At 35.4% G+C, this 16,117-nt stretch carries 16 protein-coding genes; 13 read left to right on the top strand and 3 right to left on the bottom strand.

Annotated elements, in window-relative coordinates; translation table 11 throughout:
- Window positions 1-9: 9 nt before the first annotated feature.
- Window positions 10-735 (bottom strand): polyprenol monophosphomannose synthase, encoded by a 726-nt coding sequence (locus tag ACNQGH_RS00645; RefSeq protein ID WP_417954051.1) that lies wholly within the window; start codon window positions 733-735, stop codon window positions 10-12.
- Window positions 736-840: 105 nt separating this feature from the next.
- On the opposite strand from ACNQGH_RS00645, the gene ACNQGH_RS00650 reads away from it, so the two are divergent.
- The 3 genes from ACNQGH_RS00650 to ACNQGH_RS00660 all read left to right on the top strand — a co-directional run bounded on the left by ACNQGH_RS00650 (window position 841) and on the right by ACNQGH_RS00660 (window position 2,915).
- On the top strand, window positions 841-1,512 hold the full coding sequence (locus ACNQGH_RS00650; protein WP_417954052.1) for a DUF4271 domain-containing protein: 672 nt from the start codon (window positions 841-843) through the stop codon (window positions 1,510-1,512).
- Between the two features lie 13 nt (window positions 1,513-1,525).
- Window positions 1,526-2,275, top strand: coding sequence for a uroporphyrinogen-III synthase (locus tag ACNQGH_RS00655; RefSeq protein ID WP_417954053.1), 750 nt, complete (start codon window positions 1,526-1,528; stop codon window positions 2,273-2,275).
- Between the two features lie 169 nt (window positions 2,276-2,444).
- Complete coding sequence (locus ACNQGH_RS00660) at window positions 2,445-2,915, top strand: Lrp/AsnC ligand binding domain-containing protein (protein WP_417954054.1); 471 nt, start codon at window positions 2,445-2,447, stop codon at window positions 2,913-2,915.
- Window positions 2,916-3,016: 101 nt separating this feature from the next.
- Here the strand turns inward: ACNQGH_RS00660 and ACNQGH_RS00665 are convergent, their stop codons facing one another.
- Together ACNQGH_RS00665 and leuS are read right to left on the bottom strand one after the other, a co-directional pair.
- Window positions 3,017-3,706 carry a zinc metallopeptidase gene (locus tag ACNQGH_RS00665; protein WP_417954055.1) on the bottom strand — a complete coding sequence of 230 codons (690 nt, stop codon included), beginning with the start codon at window positions 3,704-3,706 and terminating at the stop codon, window positions 3,017-3,019.
- A 194-nt stretch (window positions 3,707-3,900) separates the two neighbouring features.
- Window positions 3,901-6,765, bottom strand: coding sequence for a leucine--tRNA ligase (gene leuS, locus ACNQGH_RS00670; RefSeq protein WP_417954056.1), 2,865 nt, complete (start codon window positions 6,763-6,765; stop codon window positions 3,901-3,903).
- A 326-nt stretch (window positions 6,766-7,091) separates the two neighbouring features.
- Between leuS and modA the strand changes: the two genes are divergently transcribed.
- From modA to truB, 10 genes are all read left to right on the top strand, one after another.
- Window positions 7,092-7,865 carry a molybdate ABC transporter substrate-binding protein gene (gene modA, locus ACNQGH_RS00675; RefSeq protein WP_417954057.1) on the top strand — a complete coding sequence of 258 codons (774 nt, stop codon included), beginning with the start codon at window positions 7,092-7,094 and terminating at the stop codon, window positions 7,863-7,865.
- A complete protein-coding gene (locus tag ACNQGH_RS00680; RefSeq protein WP_417954058.1) occupies window positions 7,862-8,266 on the top strand; it encodes a TOBE domain-containing protein in 405 nt (134 codons plus the stop codon). The genes modA and ACNQGH_RS00680 overlap by 4 nt, the downstream gene beginning before the upstream one ends.
- Window positions 8,259-8,933, top strand: coding sequence for a molybdate ABC transporter permease subunit (modB, locus tag ACNQGH_RS00685; RefSeq protein ID WP_417954059.1), 675 nt, complete (start codon window positions 8,259-8,261; stop codon window positions 8,931-8,933). Before ACNQGH_RS00680 ends, modB begins: the two co-directional genes overlap by 8 nt.
- A complete protein-coding gene (locus ACNQGH_RS00690) occupies window positions 8,933-9,808 on the top strand; it encodes an ABC transporter ATP-binding protein (RefSeq protein WP_417954060.1) in 876 nt (291 codons plus the stop codon). The genes modB and ACNQGH_RS00690 overlap by 1 nt, the downstream gene beginning before the upstream one ends.
- A 224-nt stretch (window positions 9,809-10,032) precedes the next feature.
- Window positions 10,033-10,380 (top strand): winged helix-turn-helix domain-containing protein, encoded by a 348-nt coding sequence (locus ACNQGH_RS00695; protein WP_417954061.1) that lies wholly within the window; start codon window positions 10,033-10,035, stop codon window positions 10,378-10,380.
- A 139-nt stretch (window positions 10,381-10,519) separates the two neighbouring features.
- Window positions 10,520-13,087 (top strand): TonB-dependent receptor, encoded by a 2,568-nt coding sequence (locus ACNQGH_RS00700; RefSeq protein WP_417954062.1) that lies wholly within the window; start codon window positions 10,520-10,522, stop codon window positions 13,085-13,087.
- 130 nt (window positions 13,088-13,217) lie between these two features.
- Window positions 13,218-14,093 (top strand): cell division protein FtsX, encoded by an 876-nt coding sequence (locus ACNQGH_RS00705; RefSeq protein ID WP_417954063.1) that lies wholly within the window; start codon window positions 13,218-13,220, stop codon window positions 14,091-14,093.
- Window positions 14,094-14,115: 22 nt separating this feature from the next.
- Complete coding sequence (locus tag ACNQGH_RS00710) at window positions 14,116-14,358, top strand: DUF3098 domain-containing protein (protein WP_417954064.1); 243 nt, start codon at window positions 14,116-14,118, stop codon at window positions 14,356-14,358.
- On the top strand, window positions 14,359-15,159 hold the full coding sequence (locus ACNQGH_RS00715; protein WP_417954065.1) for an undecaprenyl-diphosphate phosphatase: 801 nt from the start codon (window positions 14,359-14,361) through the stop codon (window positions 15,157-15,159).
- Window positions 15,159-15,857 carry a tRNA pseudouridine(55) synthase TruB gene (truB, locus tag ACNQGH_RS00720; RefSeq protein WP_417954066.1) on the top strand — a complete coding sequence of 233 codons (699 nt, stop codon included), beginning with the start codon at window positions 15,159-15,161 and terminating at the stop codon, window positions 15,855-15,857. The genes ACNQGH_RS00715 and truB overlap by 1 nt, the downstream gene beginning before the upstream one ends.
- Window positions 15,858-16,117: the final 260 nt, after the last annotated feature.

Here is a 16,117-nt window from a genome sequence, read left to right on the forward strand (position 1 = left end):
ATCTTCTGCTTATAATGTGTTGACTAATTTTTTTAATCTAAGTGAAATAACCCCAAAAATGGCTTCTTTAATAATTAAATTACTCATTTTGGATTGTCCTTTTGTTCTATCCGTAAAAATGATAGGAACCTCAACAATCTGAAATTTTTTACAGTAAGTCCTGTATTTCATTTCAATTTGAAAAGCATAACCTACAAATTTTATTTTATTTAAATTGATGCTTTCCAGCACCTCTCTTTTATAACATACAAAACCCGCTGTTGCATCATGGATTTTCATTCCTGTTATAAAACGTACATAAACAGAGGCAAAATACGAAAGTAAAACACGACTCAAAGGCCAGTTAACCACGTTTACGCCAGTTACATAACGTGAACCAATTGCCAAATCAGCATCTCCTAAATGACAAGCGTCATACAATTTTTCTAAATCATGTGGGTTATGCGAAAAATCAGCATCCATTTCAAAAATAAAATTATATTTACGCTGCAAAGCCCATTTAAAACCATGTACATAAGCGGTTCCTAACCCCGATTTCTTAGCTCTTTTTTCTAAAAACAATCTGTCTTTATATTCAGACTGAAGCATAACTACTCTATCCGCAGTGCCATCTGGCGAATTATCATCAATAATGAGAACATGAAAAGGCTTGTGTTGTGAAAGCACCGTTCTAATTATGCCTTCGATATTTTCAATTTCGTTATAGGTAGGAATTATAACAATACAATCGTTCATATTTTGAGTAATTTCAACGCAAAAGTAAACTTTTTATGCCATTTGATTCATAATAAATTTATAATAAAAAAGAATGATGCAAAAAATTAGTAATTTTGCATCCCTATGATTGAACATACACTTCATCCAAGAATAATCGAAAATAAAGACTGGGCCACACTTTTATTTGTGTTGTCGTTTGCTATTATTGCTGTCACTAAATCCGTTTTTGAAAATCGTTTTGGTGATTTTGCAAATTTGATCTTTTCAAATAAATACAACAAAATATATAGAGACAGCAGCCATCTTAAAAGCGGTTTTACCGTTTCGTTATTTTTTGTTCAGGTTATTTCCTTTGCCTTTTTCATTCAACTTTCACTGAGTGCGTTTGGACATGCTTCAAAAACAGATTGGATCCTTTATATTCAAATAATCACTTTTATTATCTTTTTTATTTTATCGAAATATCTAATAGAAAAAATTATTGGCACCGCATTCGATATGGAGGAATTTGTAGAACAATTTAACCTTCAAAAAGTGACTTATAGAACCTATATTGGATTATTTATACTTCCAATCAATATTATTCTGTTCTATTACGATACAATCTCAAGAAATATTCCATTATTTATTATTGCTATAGTATTGATAATAAATCTATTAGCATATATTATTTTAATAAAAAACTATCAAAATTTAATATTCGGTAAGTTGTTTTATTTTATTTTATATCTTTGCGCTCTTGAAATAGCTCCCTATTATTTTTTGTATTATTGGCTTACAAAAGGGAGCGCGTAGAAAATGTTAAAATATGAAAGTGAAAACAATTTTGGTGTCACAGCCCGAACCTAAAGTGGAAAATTCCCCTTACTTTGAGCTTCAACAAAAGCATAAAGTTAAAATTGATTTCAGACCTTTTATTCATGTAGAAGGCGTTAATGCAAAAGAGATCAGACTTCAGAAGATCGATCTTAATCATTACACGGCAATTATTTTGACAAGCAAGAATGCAGTTGATCATTTCTTCAGAGTTGCTGATGAAATGCGTTTTAAAGTACCTGAAGGATTAAAATATTTTTGCCAGTCTGAGGCAATTGCTTTTTATCTGCAAAAATATGTAGTGTATAGGAAACGTAAAATTTACGTAGGTCCTAAAGATTTTGCTGATTTGTCTCCACTGATAAAAAAATACAAAGACGAAAAATTCTTATTACCTGCTTCAGACCAATTAAATGCAGACGCACCAATAACGCTTAATGCATTAAAAGTAGACTGGACTCCAGCTGTTTTTTACAAAACAGTGATGAGTGATTTATCTGATTTAGCAGATGTATATTATGATGTTTTGGCTTTCTTTAGTCCAACTGGAATAAAATCATTGTTTAAGAACTTTCCTGATTTTGAACAAAACAATACCAGAATTGCGGTTTTTGGAAGCACAACCCAAAAAGAAGCTTTGGATCATGGATTACGCATAGATATTATGGCTCCAACTCCTGGAACACCTTCTATGACTATGGCTTTGGAAAAATACATTGTAGAAGCAAATAAAGGAAAATAAAAAATTACTTTTCGAAACAAAATTACAAAAAGCCACGACCACAATCGTGGCTTTTTTAATGTCTTGACTTTTAATTAAAACCAAGTACTTGTTTTTGTTGCTTGTTTTTTATTTAAATTTGATTCTGAATTAAAACCAAATTTGCCTTTTTAGTTTAAAATAACAACTTATGAAAATCAATTCTCTTACAGTAGAAATAGATGGCATCGATAAAGAAATTTTACGTAACCTGATGGAAGATGCGCGAAAACCAATTCTTCAAATCGCGAACAAAATAGGGATTTCAGGAGCAGCCATTCACCAGCGCTTAAGAAAACTGGAACAATCTGGCGTAATCTCAGGTTCAAAATTTACGGTAAATCATAAGATCCTAGGTTACAACACAATGGCATTTGTTGGAATTTACTTAGACAAAGCGGCTCGAAATCCGGAAGCCGTGAGAGATTTGAAAAAAATTCCCGAAGTATTGGAATGTCATTATACTACTGGAAACTGGTCGATATTAATTAAGATAATTTGCCGCGACAATGAACATTTAATGCATTTGCTCAACACAAAAATCCAGGCAATTGAAGGCGTTTCCAGAACAGAAACTTTCATTTCTTTAGACCAACAAATTGACAGACAAATTCAGCTTTAGCTTTTGATTTCATCGATTAATCCTTAAATTTGATTATTTGACACAAAAAATCCGTCTGGTTTTTTAAACAAGACGGAGTATAACTATTGTTAAAGTATTTATTAATCTCTCCTACTGCCTCCCATATAAATCGAAATGTAATATAATAGGGTTGCAATTGACCCCAAAGCAGCAACTACATAGGTTCGTGCAGCCCATTTTAAAGAATCTTTTGCTCCCGCCTGCTCTTGTTGCGTCAACATTCTTTTATTTTCCAACCAAGCCAATGCGCGATGACTCGCATCATATTCTACCGGCAAAGTAATAACAGAAAACAAGGTCGTTGCTGCAAAAATCACGATTCCAATTAACAACAACTGAGGAAAGGTTTTAATCATTAAAATCCCGGCCAGTAAAATCCACTGCATATATGTTGAAGCAACATTTACAATTGGAACCAATTGAGAACGCATGGTCAGCCATCGATATCCTACAGCATGCTGTACTGCGTGACCGCATTCGTGAGCTGCGACAGCAGCAGCTGCCGCATTGCGTTGATTATAAACCGCTTCACTTAGATTTACTGTTTTATCCAAAGGATTATAATGATCCGTTAATTGCCCCGCAACCGAGATTACTCTCACATCCCGAATTCCATGATCGGCAAGCATTTTTTCGGCAATTTCAGCACCGGACATTCCATTTTGCAATTGTAATTTCGAATAATGTTCAAATTTACTTTTCAGTCTTGAACTAACTAACCAGCTAAAAAGCATAATTGCTCCAGCAAGAATCAAATAACTCATTCCCATATTTTTGTTTATTTTTTAATTTTAAAAGTTATAAAAGTAGCATCAAATTACGAACCAATTTCATAAAATGTCATTTTGGCATTTCTTATTATACGCAAAATCAAAAATGTTAAAGAATAATTGACAAAAAAAATCCAGATCCCAAAAATGATTTTGGAATCCAGATTTTAATATAGTCCTAGAAATGATGGTATTTACCCAACCAAGTTGATGATTTTCCCGGGAACAATAATCACCTTATTTGGCATTCTTCCTTCCAATTGTTTGATTGTTCTTTCTTCTTTCATAACAATTTCCTCGATTTGTTCCTTGGTTAGATCCAAAGGCAAAACCATAGTAAAGCGCATTTTTCCGTTGAAAGAAACTGGATATTCCTTGCTGCTTTCCACCAAATGTTGCGCATTGAATATTGGAAAATCAACGGTTGCTATCGAACCGGAATTTCCTAACAACGTCCATAATTCCTCTGCAATGTGCGGCGCATATGGCGAAATCAAAATCGCTAATGGTTCCAGAATCGCACGAGAATGGCAGTTTTGAGTTGACAATTCGTTCACACAAATCATAAACTGACTCACCGATGTATTGAAAGAGAAACTCTCAATATCTTCTGCCACTTTTTTAATGGTTTTGTGCAATGATTTTAAGTTGTCTTTAGTCGGTTCATCATTACTGACAATCAAACCGTTATCATCAAAATACAGGCGACAGAGTTTTTTCAAGAATCCAAAAACTCCCGAAATCCCTGCCGTGTTCCAAGGTTTCGCTTGTTCCAATGGGCCTAAGAACATTTCATACAAACGCAACGTATCCGCTCCGTATTCGTTACAAATATCATCTGGCGTAACTACATTGTATTTGGATTTTGACATTTTTTCGATTTCGCGGCCTACAATGTATTTTCCGTTTTCTTCAGTGATAAATTCAGCATTTGCATAATCCTCTCTCCAGCTTTTGAATTTTTCGATATCCAATTCATCTGAAGTATCAACCATTGAAACATCGACATGAATCGGCTGCACTTTTTGTCCATCAATTTTATTTTTAGAAACATATGTATTTGTTCCGTCTAATCTATAAACAAACGCACTCATCCCCAAAATCATTCCCTGATTAATCAGTTTTTTGAACGGTTCTTCAGTTGGCGCAAAACCTTTGTCTTTTAGGAATTTGTTCCAAAAACGAGAGTACAATAAATGCCCGGTAGCATGTTCGCTTCCACCAATGTACAAATCGACGCTTTCCCAATAGGCTAACGCTTCTTTACTGGCAAATTCATCTTCATTGTGCGCATCCATATAACGCATCCAATACCACGAACTTCCCGCCCAACCTGGCATCGTATTCAATTCAAGAGGATGAATTGTTTTATTGTTTACTAAATCCGTATTAACTACTGAATTCGTTTCCGTATTCCAAGCCCAAACCAAAGCGTTTCCTAAAGGCGGCAAACCTTCTTCGGTTGGTAAATATTTCTCTACTTCAGGCAAGATGACTGGCAAATGTTTCGCGTCAATCATCTGCGGTAGGCCATTCACATAATATACCGGAAATGGTTCTCCCCAATAACGCTGACGGGAGAAAACGGCATCCCTTAAACGGTAATTGGTTTTTCCTTTTCCCTGGTTTAATTTTTCTAATTCCTCAATCGCTTTCTTAGTCGCTTCCTTGTAATTCAATCCGTTTAAGAAATCAGAATTAGCGATAATTACATTGTCTTTAGATCCATAAGCAACCTCAGAAATATCGACATTTGCAAAAATGTTTTTAATTTCCTGCATTCCGTTTTGACCTTTGAAAAAATTAGCAAAAGCATAATCTCTTTCGTCGCCACAAGGAACCGCCATAACGGCGCCTGTTCCGTAACCTGCCAAAACGTAATCCCCAATCCAAACCGGGATTGGCTCTTTGGTAAATGGATGTTCTGCATAAGCACCTGTGAACACCCCTGAAATAGTTTTCACATCGGCCATGCGTTCTCTTTCGGAGCGTTTTGCGGTTTTTTCTATATAGGCTTCCACTGCTGCCTTTTGTTCCGGACTTGTAATTTGCGAAACCAATTCGTGTTCTGGTGCCAATGTCATAAAGGTAACTCCAAAAATAGTATCCGGTCTGGTGGTAAACACCGCAATTGTGGCTGCTGAGTTTTGAACATTGAATGCGACAGTCGCTCCAACGGATTTTGCAATCCAGTTTCTTTGACTTTCTTTAATACTTTCGCTCCAGTCAATATCATTTAATCCCTGCAACAAACGTTCCGCATAAGCCGAAATTCGCATACTCCATTGTGTCATCTTCTTGCGTACAACTACAAAACCGCCACGTTCTGAAACGCCATTCACAATTTCATCATTTGCCAAAACAGTTCCTAATCCAGGACACCAGTTCACTTCAGTCTCGGCCAAATACGTCAATCTGTATTGCAGCAAAATTCGCTCCTGTTGTTCTTTTGTGAAAGTATTCCATTCATTTGCTGAAAAACCTTCAATAGCATCATCACAAACTGCATTAACACCTGCGTTTCCTTGTGTTGTTAAAATCGAAATTAAGGTTGAAATATCTTCTGCTTTATCGCTGTTTTTATTGTACCAGGAATTAAATAATTGGATAAAAATCCACTGCGTGTGTTTGTAATAATCCGGATTTGAAGTACGCACTTCCCTGCTCCAATCGAATGAAAATCCAATTTTGTCCAGTTGTTTTCTGTATCCCGCAATTTTATTTCCTTCCTTATCCGTTCCTCCGTCAATATTTACCGAAGTCGTATCTTCCGGACGCTGACCCGTTTGAATAGCATATTGTTCCGCAGGCAGTCCAAAACTGTCATAACCCATAGGATGCAGCACATTAAAACCTTGGTGTCTTTTGTATCTTGAGTAGACATCAGAGGCAATATATCCCAGTGGATGTCCCACATGCAATCCCGCTCCTGATGGATAAGGGAACATATCAAGTACGTAATATTTAGGTTTTGTTGAATTGTTTTCAGCTTTAAACGTTGCGTTGTCTAACCAATATTTTTGCCATTTGGCCTCTATTTCGTTCGGATTGTATTTCATTCCTATTTCTTAATTGTTTTTAAATGGAGTTATGCTATTGCCTTACTCAAGTCATTTTTATAAAAAGTTATAAAATGAGCAAAAAAAAGGCTCAATTTTATGATGACTATTTTTAGCTGACAAATTTACGTTTATTGTACATTGTACCAAAGCAATTTCTTTGACAAAGACAGAAAATAAATAAGACAATTCAATTTTGACTAAGTAAAAATACTTACATTTGTGATTAAGAAAATATTTTTCTTACCGTTTTGTTTTTCATTATGTTTTTAAAAACACAATGATTCAGTACTTTCGCCAAGTAATAAAAACTAAAACCAGTGGCAATGAAGATAAACAAACTACTTTTTTTAACGGCATTAATTCTCGTACTACCTACATTTAGTAGTATCAGAGCCCAGCAAAAAATTACTGTTGTTGCGGCTGCAAATTTAAAAGTCGCTTTAGATTCTATTACAACTGTTTTCAAAATTCAGAATCCAAATGTAGACACTCAGGTTATTTATGGTGCTTCTGGGAAATTGTTTGAGCAGATTTCTAACGGCGCTCCTTTTGACTTATTCTTTTCAGCTGACATGGATTACCCCAATAAATTGGAAGAGAAGAAATTGACTGTTTCTAAAATTAAAATGTATGCTGTAGGAAAATTGGTGATCTGGAGCAAGAAAACAGACCCAAATAAAAAGAAAATAAATTGTCTTTTGGATGCCAACATCAATAAAATTTCAATTGCCAATCCAGCCACTGCTCCTTATGGCGAAAAAGCTGTTGAAAGTATGAAGTACTATAAAATGTATGAAAAAGTCAAGAATAAATTGGTTTTTGGCGAAAATATCACTCAAGCAGCACAATTTGCAACAAGTGGCGCCGCAGATATCGGAATAGTCGCTTTATCGCTTGCCCTCGCTCCGAATATGAAAAAAGAAGGAGGTAAATATTATATTATTCCCGAAAAAAGTCACAAACCTTTGGAACAAGGTTGTGTAATTCTGCAACATGCGAAAGGAAATTTGAGCGCAGCCAAATTTTACAATTTTATTTCCTCGAAAAAAGCAGCAGCTATTTTAAAGTATTACGGATATTCAACAAAAACAACATGAATACACTAAACGGAACCATCACAGCAATTCAGTCACACGAAGGATTATCATTAGTGAAAGTAAAATCAGGCAACACCATTTTCACTTCAATTGTTCTTGATACTCCAGAAACTGTCAGTTATCTGCAACTAGACCATTCGGTAAAAATTATTTTTAAAGAAACAGAAGTAATTATTTCTAAAGATTTTAATCCAAATATCAGCATTCAAAATCGGATCCTTTGCACCATTCAATCCATAAAAAAAGGTGTTATACTCAGCCAGATCAATTTATTATCAGATAAAGAAAGTATAAAATCCATCATAACAAGTAATGCCTGCGACCAATTAGCACTAAAAGAAAATGATGCCGTAATGGCATTAATAAAAACAAACGAAGTAAGCCTATCACCCAATGATTGATTTAGATCCAATAGCACTCACGGCAAAATTGGCTTTGATCACGACGCTGATTCTCTTCATTATAGCAATTCCACTCTGCTATTGGCTGACGTATAGCCGGTTTCGGTTTAAAGCAGTGATTGAAGCAATAATAAGTTTACCCTTGGTGTTACCACCGTCTGTTTTAGGATTTTATATCCTGATTGCCTTTAGTCCTGAAAATGCTTTTGGAAAATTTTTATCTGAATATTTTGATTTACGATTGGTATTCACTTTTGAAGGATTAATACTGTCATCCGTTTTATACAGCTTGCCTTTCATGGTCAATCCTATTCTTTCGGGATTAAAAAACATACCCGGCACTTTACAGGAGGCTTCTTTTACCTTGGGGAAATCGAGGTTTACAACCATTATAAAAATCATTCTTCCCAATATTCGTGCTTCATTACTAACAGGAATCATAATGACATTTGCGCATACCATCGGAGAATTTGGTGTGGTTTTAATGGTAGGCGGCAGCATTCCAAAAGAAACAAAAGTAGTTTCCATTGCCATTTATGACGAGGTGGAATCAATGAATTACCATAACGCCAATGTTTATGCAGGAATACTATTTATATTCTCTTTTTTAATTCTGTTAACCGTTTATTTAATTAACAACAAGTCCCGAAAACCAAATCTTTTTTAATGATACAGTTTAATGCTTATAAAATGCTGCAAACAGCTGATGGTAAATTGCCTTTGGATGTTTCTTTTACGGTTGAAAAAGGGCAGTTTCTATCCATTTATGGAAATTCAGGAGCTGGAAAAACAACCATCCTCAGAATATTGGCAGGACTTACTGAGGTTGAAAAAGTAGACATTGAAGTAGAAAATGAAGTTTGGGATAATTCCCAAAAAAAACACCATCTGTCCGTTCAAAAACGTTCCATTGGTTTTGTTTTTCAAGATTTTGCATTATTCCCAAACTTAACCGTAAAGGAAAATTTAGAGTTTGCTTTGCAAAAAAACGATACTACCCAAATTGTAGCCGAACTAATGGAACTTATGGAATTAGAATCCTTACAAAACAGCAAACCACAAAATTTATCTGGTGGACAAAAACAACGTGTGGCATTGGCAAGGGCAATTGTTCGGAAACCAAAAATTCTCTTATTAGACGAACCGCTCTCCGCTTTGGATGATGAAATGCGCTTTAAACTCCAGGATTATATCCTCAAAATACACCAGCACTATCAATTGACAACGCTGATGATCAGTCATACTATCTCTGAAATATTCAAGCTGTCAGACAAAGTTATTATTCTTGATAAAGGAAAAATAGTAAAAGAGGGTATCCCAAGCAGTGTGTTTTCTGAAGAAAAAATAAGCAGTAAATTCAAATTGACCGGAGAAATAATTAGCATTAACAAAAGTGACATCGTTTATGTAATACAGGTACTTTCAGGCAATACTATTGTAAAAGTAATCGCTACCGAAGACGAGATAAAAGACTTTAAAATAGGTCAACAGGTACTGGTGGCTTCCAAAGCTTTCAATCCAGTGATACAGGTCATTTCATAAACCCAACATTCCAAACCCATAGAATATTGAACAACAAGTACTTATACAACAAAAAAACGAAGTCGATAAATCAAAGCACCTTTAAGTTTTCTATTTTAAAAAAAATAATTGAATTCTAAGTAAAAATACTTACGTTTGTAAAATATTTCTAAGTATTTAAGATCGATTAAAAATTAAATGGTAAGAACTCAATTGCTTTTCACTATATTTTTTAAAACATACTGATGGAAGAAAATAAGAAATACAGCATAGCAGTCAGAATTTGGATTGAAGAAGCTGATGGCCCTTTTTTAGGCATTGGCAAGATATGGCTACTGGAGAATATCGCAAAAACGGGTTCAATCACTAATGCAGCCAAAGAAATGAAAATGGCGTACCGACAAGCTTGGCAATTGGTTGAAGAAATGAACAAACGTGCCGAAAAACCACTGGTAGAAAAATTACTTGGTGGCAAAGGTGGCGGCGGCGCCCGATTGACCAAAGCCGGAGAAAAAGCCATTCAGACTTTTTATGAACTAGAAAAGAAAATTCAAGATTTTGCCAGAAAAGAAACGTTGAATTTAAAATTTTAAAAAATTTAAATAGCACTATTCTTTTTAAAACACACTGAGACAAACCGAGCACTTAATGAATTTAAAAAAATAAACTATACATCCAAAAAATCTAACTAGCAGTATTCCTTTTAAAACATACTGATGAAGACCCCCTTTTATGAAATCAAAATTATACCTGACCTTAGCACTACTAAGCTTAAAAAGTGTTGCCCAATCACAAAAAGAAAATTCAAAAACAAGTCAAGACAGTATCAAAAAAGAAATACTAAAAGAAGTAGTCGTCACCGCTTCCCGCACCAAAGAAACATTTTTACGATCTCCCATAAGTATAGAACAATTAAAATCGGCTGATGCAAAAAACATGGGCTCCCCATCCTGTTTTGATGCACTTGAAAACTTAAAAGGAGTACAAATTATCACACCAAGTTTAGGTTTTAAAGTCATAAACACGAGAGGATTTGCCAACACAACCAATGTTCGGTTTGCTCAATTAGTAGATGGCATAGACAATCAGGCACCCCATTTGGGAGCCCCAATTGCCAATGCTCTTGGAGCGAACGACCTTGACATCAATACAATTGAAATCATTCCCGGAACGGCTTCCGCTTTATACGGAATGAATGCCATCAACGGATTGGTCAATATTCAAACCAAAAACCCGTTTGAACAACAGGGATTGAGTATTCAGCAGTTAACCGGAGTCAATCATGTTGGACATGTAGACCGTTTCTCCCCACAGCTTTTCACCCAGACCAATTTACGCTATGCTAAAGCAATTAATTCCAAAATAGCTTTCAAAATAAACGGTTCTACAACTACAGGAACGGATTGGGTAGCCGACGACAGAACCGATTTGGCTCCGAATAGTAATGCTTCAACTAATTTATACGGCCCTAACAATCCTGCTTTTGACGAAGTGAATGACTACGGTAACGAATCGGCAAACCGAAGAACATTAACCCTGAACGGTAAAAAATATGTAGTTTCCAGAACAGGTTACAGAGAAACCGACATTGCAGATTACAACATCCAAAACTACAAAGGCGATGTGGGCTTGTATTTCCATCCTAAGAAAGGACAGGAATTAGCCATAACCTATAAAGGTGCTTTAATAAATACGGTCTACCAACGTTCGAATCGTTTTAGATTAGAGGATTATACTTTACATCAATATAGCATCGATTACCATACCAATATTTTTCAGCTTCGAACCTATTTAACCCAGGAAAACACGGGAAAATCATATAATATGCGTTCTCTGGCAGAAAACATGGATCGGGCTTACAAATCAGACGATCAATGGTTTACCAATTACACTGCAGCCTATAACAATGCGATAACCAATAGATCAGCCATTGCAGAAGCTCATAAAATAGCTAGAGTAACATCCGATCAAGGAAGATTTATTCCCGGCACTGAAGCTTATAATCAAAAGAAAGAAGAACTGATCAACATCAACAATTGGGATTTTGGTGCCGCTTTGCGTGTAAAATCGTCTTTAGCGCATGCGGAAGGTTTATTTAATTGGGATAAAGCTTTTGCTGACCTTTTCAAAAAAATTAACGCACAACTCTTAAGCGGTTTTGATTACAGAACCTATATTATTGTTCCCGATGGAAATTACTTTATAAATCCAGTTGATAATGGCAAAAACCTAACCTATGGCAAAACAGGCGGATTCACGCAATTAAGCAAGGATTTATTTGATAAAAAATTACGCTTGAGCGCAACCCTTCGCGCAGACAAAGCCGATTATTTTGATGTGAAATTTACGCCAAGAATCACTGCCGTATTTTCTCCGAAAGAGGAAATTAACTTTAGAGCTTCTTACCAAAGCGGTTATCGATTCCCGAGTATTTTCGAAGGATTTTCTAACGTTAACAGCGGAGGTGTAAAACGAGTGGGAGGATTGAAAATAATGTCTGACGGGATTTTCGAAAATTCGTACACAAAAGCATCCATCGACAAATTCCAGGCACAGGTAACCAGTGACATCAATACCCTGGGACTCATACAGGCAGCGGCAATTGATAAAAACAAGGGCATTATCCAGAAAAACCCGTACACCTATTTACAACCTGAATTTGTTCGTTCTTTCGAATTTGGATTTAGAGGAGTTGCCCTAAATCAGAGTTTGTTTATCGACACCGATTTCTATTACAACTCGTATGAGAATTTTATTGCACAAGTGGAAGCAAGCATACCTAACTCCACAGATCCTACTCTTATCCCAACGGCTCTTTATTCTAAATCTACACAAAGTCGTTACCGTTTGTGGACTAATTCTAAAAGTAAAATTTACAATTATGGGGGTAGTCTAGGATTGAAATACAAATACAATGCTGTTTTTTCGTTTTTAGGGAATGTAACCTACACAAAATTGGATCGAACGGATGACAAAGATGGATTGGAAGATGGTTTTAACACGCCTAAATTTATGGTGAATGGAACAGTCCTAACAGAAAATTTATGGAAAAACCTTGGCGCAAGCGTTACCTGTCGCTATCAAAATAAATATGATTATGTTTCTTTCCTTGTTAGCGGCGAAGTACCTGCCTACTGGTCGATGGATGCGCAAGTAAATTATAATTTTAAAAAACCTGGTGTAACTGCTAAACTGGGTGGGACTAATTTTCTTAACAAAACGTACTACTCTATGTTAGGCGGACCTTCAATTGGTGGATTGTATTATTTATCACTGACCTGGAATGTTGATAAAATCTAAAAAAAGTGTCTTTAAGAGATTGGTTTGCTTTTGAAATTTACGTTTATTGTACGAAAGTTAAAACTTTGGGCGTTATTAACTTTAAATAAAGAAATTCTTTATTATTTTTACCCCATAATTTAAGTAAACTATGAGTTCTTCCTTTGATAAATTTCAAAAACGCAGATTAATTTCCTCTTATTTTTCGGTTGTACTAAGTGTATTCTTGGTATTATTCCTATTAGGAATGTTAGGATTTTTCATTATAAATTCTAAAAAACTAGCTGACGATTTTAAAGAGAAAATTGCCATGACGGTGTTTTTCAAAAACGATGCTAATGATAGCATTTTGAAAGCTTTCGGAACCGAATTAAAAACGGCTCCTTTTGCAAAATCATTCGTTTATGTCACCAAAGAAGCTGCTGCAAAGCAACATACTGATATTATAGGTGAAGATTTTATGGAATTTCTAGGCGAAAATCCGTTGCAAAATTCCTATGACATTCACTTAAAGGCTGACTATGTGATCAAGGACAGTATTGCAAAAATTGAAACCCAACTACGGAAAAACGCTATGATTTCGGATATTGTTTATGATAAACAATTAGTAAATCTGGTCAATGACAATATCAAAAAAGTGAGCATGTGGATTTTAATAATCAGTGGATTTTTTACTGTTATCGCCGTTTTATTAATCAACAGCTCTTTACGCTTATCGATACATTCTAACCGATTTATCATCAAAACCATGCAAATGGTAGGCGCTACTAAAGCCTTTATCAGAAAACCATTTGTCATGCGAAGCATAAAACTGGGAATGATTGGTGCTGGTTTAGCCATTTTGGCGTTGATCGGTGTTCTGGTTTACGTTCAAACTAATTTCCCCGACCTTGGCATTCTCGATGACAAATTATTAGTTGGATTGGTTTTACTGGGTGTTTTGGGTATTGGTGTTTTGATCACTTGGCTGAGTACTTATTTCGCAACACAACGTTTTTTGAACTTAAGAACAGACGACCTTTATTAACTGCAGCATTTAAAAAAACAGCATGAAAGATAACGACCAAAAACAAGAATTCCTTTTTGACAAAATAAATTATAAAATTCTATTAATTGGGATCGGAGTAATTGCATTGGGATTTATCCTAATGTCAGGTGGCGGAAGCAATGATCCAAAAGTATTTAGTGAAGCAATCTTTGATTTCCGAAGAATTCGTCTGGCTCCAACAACCGTTTTAATTGGTTTTGGAATCACCGTTTATGCCATTGTGACTAATCCAAAAAAAGTATAAATGAATACTTTACAAGCTATTATTCTTGCTATTATTGAAGGGATTACTGAGTTCTTACCCGTTTCTTCAACGGGACACATGATTATCGCATCTTCATTTTTCGGTATTGCACACGACGATTTTACAAAGCTTTTTACCATCGTGATCCAGTTAGGAGCAATTCTTTCAGTGGTAGTTTTATACTTTAAACGTTTTTTTCAATCCTTTAATTTTTATTTCAAATTATTGGTGGCATTTATTCCGGCGGTAGTTTTCGGATTACTTCTCAGTAAAAAAATAGATGCCTTATTAGAAAGTCCTGTTACTGTTGCAGTTTCTCTTCTGATAGGAGGAATCATTTTATTGAAAGTCGACGACTGGTTTACTGTCCCGAACGTTTCTTCTCCGGTTAGCAAAGAAATAACATATCTTCAAGCATTTAAAATTGGATTGTTTCAATGCCTTGCTATGATTCCAGGTGTTTCACGCAGTGGCGCCAGTATTGTAGGGGGCATGTCCCAGAAATTATCTCGAACTACCGCAGCCGAATTTTCATTTTTTCTTGCTGTCCCAACCATGTTAGGCGCGACTGCAAAAAAATGTTATGATTACTATAAAGACGGCTATGTATTGACGCACGATCAAATCAACTTTCTTATCATTGGCAACGTAGTGGCATTTGTTGTGGCACTTTTAGCAATAAAATCCTTCATCGGTTTTCTGAGCCGAAAAGGATTCAAACTATTTGGTTACTATAGAATTATAGCTGGAATCGTATTATTGATAATCCACTTTTTCATTCATCCCTTGACCATTATTTAATGACAGCTGAAGATTTTCAAAACGGACAAATCATACTCATTGACAAACCTTTGCATTGGACTTCCTTTCAGGCCGTGAACAAATTAAAATGGGCTTTAAAAAGCAAGCTGGATCTTCCAAAAAAATTTAAGATTGGCCATGCCGGAACCTTAGATCCTTTAGCGACCGGATTGCTTTTAGTCTGCACTGGAAAATTTACCAAAAGAATCACAGAACTTCAAGGACAAGCCAAAGAATATACCGGAACATTCTATATTGGAGCGACAACGCCTTCCTATGATTTAGAAACCGAAATTGACCAGACATTTCCAATTGAACATATTGACGAGGCTTTAATTCTGGAAACCGTAAAACAATTTCTGGGGGAAATAGACCAAAAACCACCCATTTACTCTGCTATAAAAAAAGACGGTGTTCGCTTGTACGAACATGCCAGAGCAGGAGAAACGGTAGAAATTGCGACAAGAAAAACAACCATACATGAATTTGAAATTACCAGAATCGCACTTCCTGAAGTTGATTTCAGGGTAGTTTGCAGCAAAGGAACGTACATTCGTTCGCTGGCTTTTGATTTTGGAAAAGCCATGAATTCAGGTTCCCATTTAACCGCTTTACGCCGAACAAAAATTGGAGACTACAATGTAAACGACGGAATGGATATTGATGCCTTTGAACAAAGCCTAGCCCCTCGATTGTAATCAAAAAGCAAAAACACATGACAAATCCAAAAATTGAATTTGCGATGTGTTTTTTCTAAAATTAAAGTAGTTTTACTTCATACGCTTTTTTTTGTCTACTTGGCTTCGCCATTGGTTTAATAATGAGTTATGTTTTTACCGCCAAACAGCAAACACGATAAATAATCATAAAACCTTTCAAATAGCTTTTTCATAACAATGTTTTTTTAATTGTGAAACAATAGTAAACACCATAAAAAAATAAACTAAATAGTAGACAT

Origin of the sequence: Flavobacterium kochi, from assembly GCF_048286715.1 — a bacterium.
In the GTDB taxonomy this organism is placed as follows: Bacteria; Bacteroidota; Bacteroidia; order Flavobacteriales; family Flavobacteriaceae; genus Flavobacterium.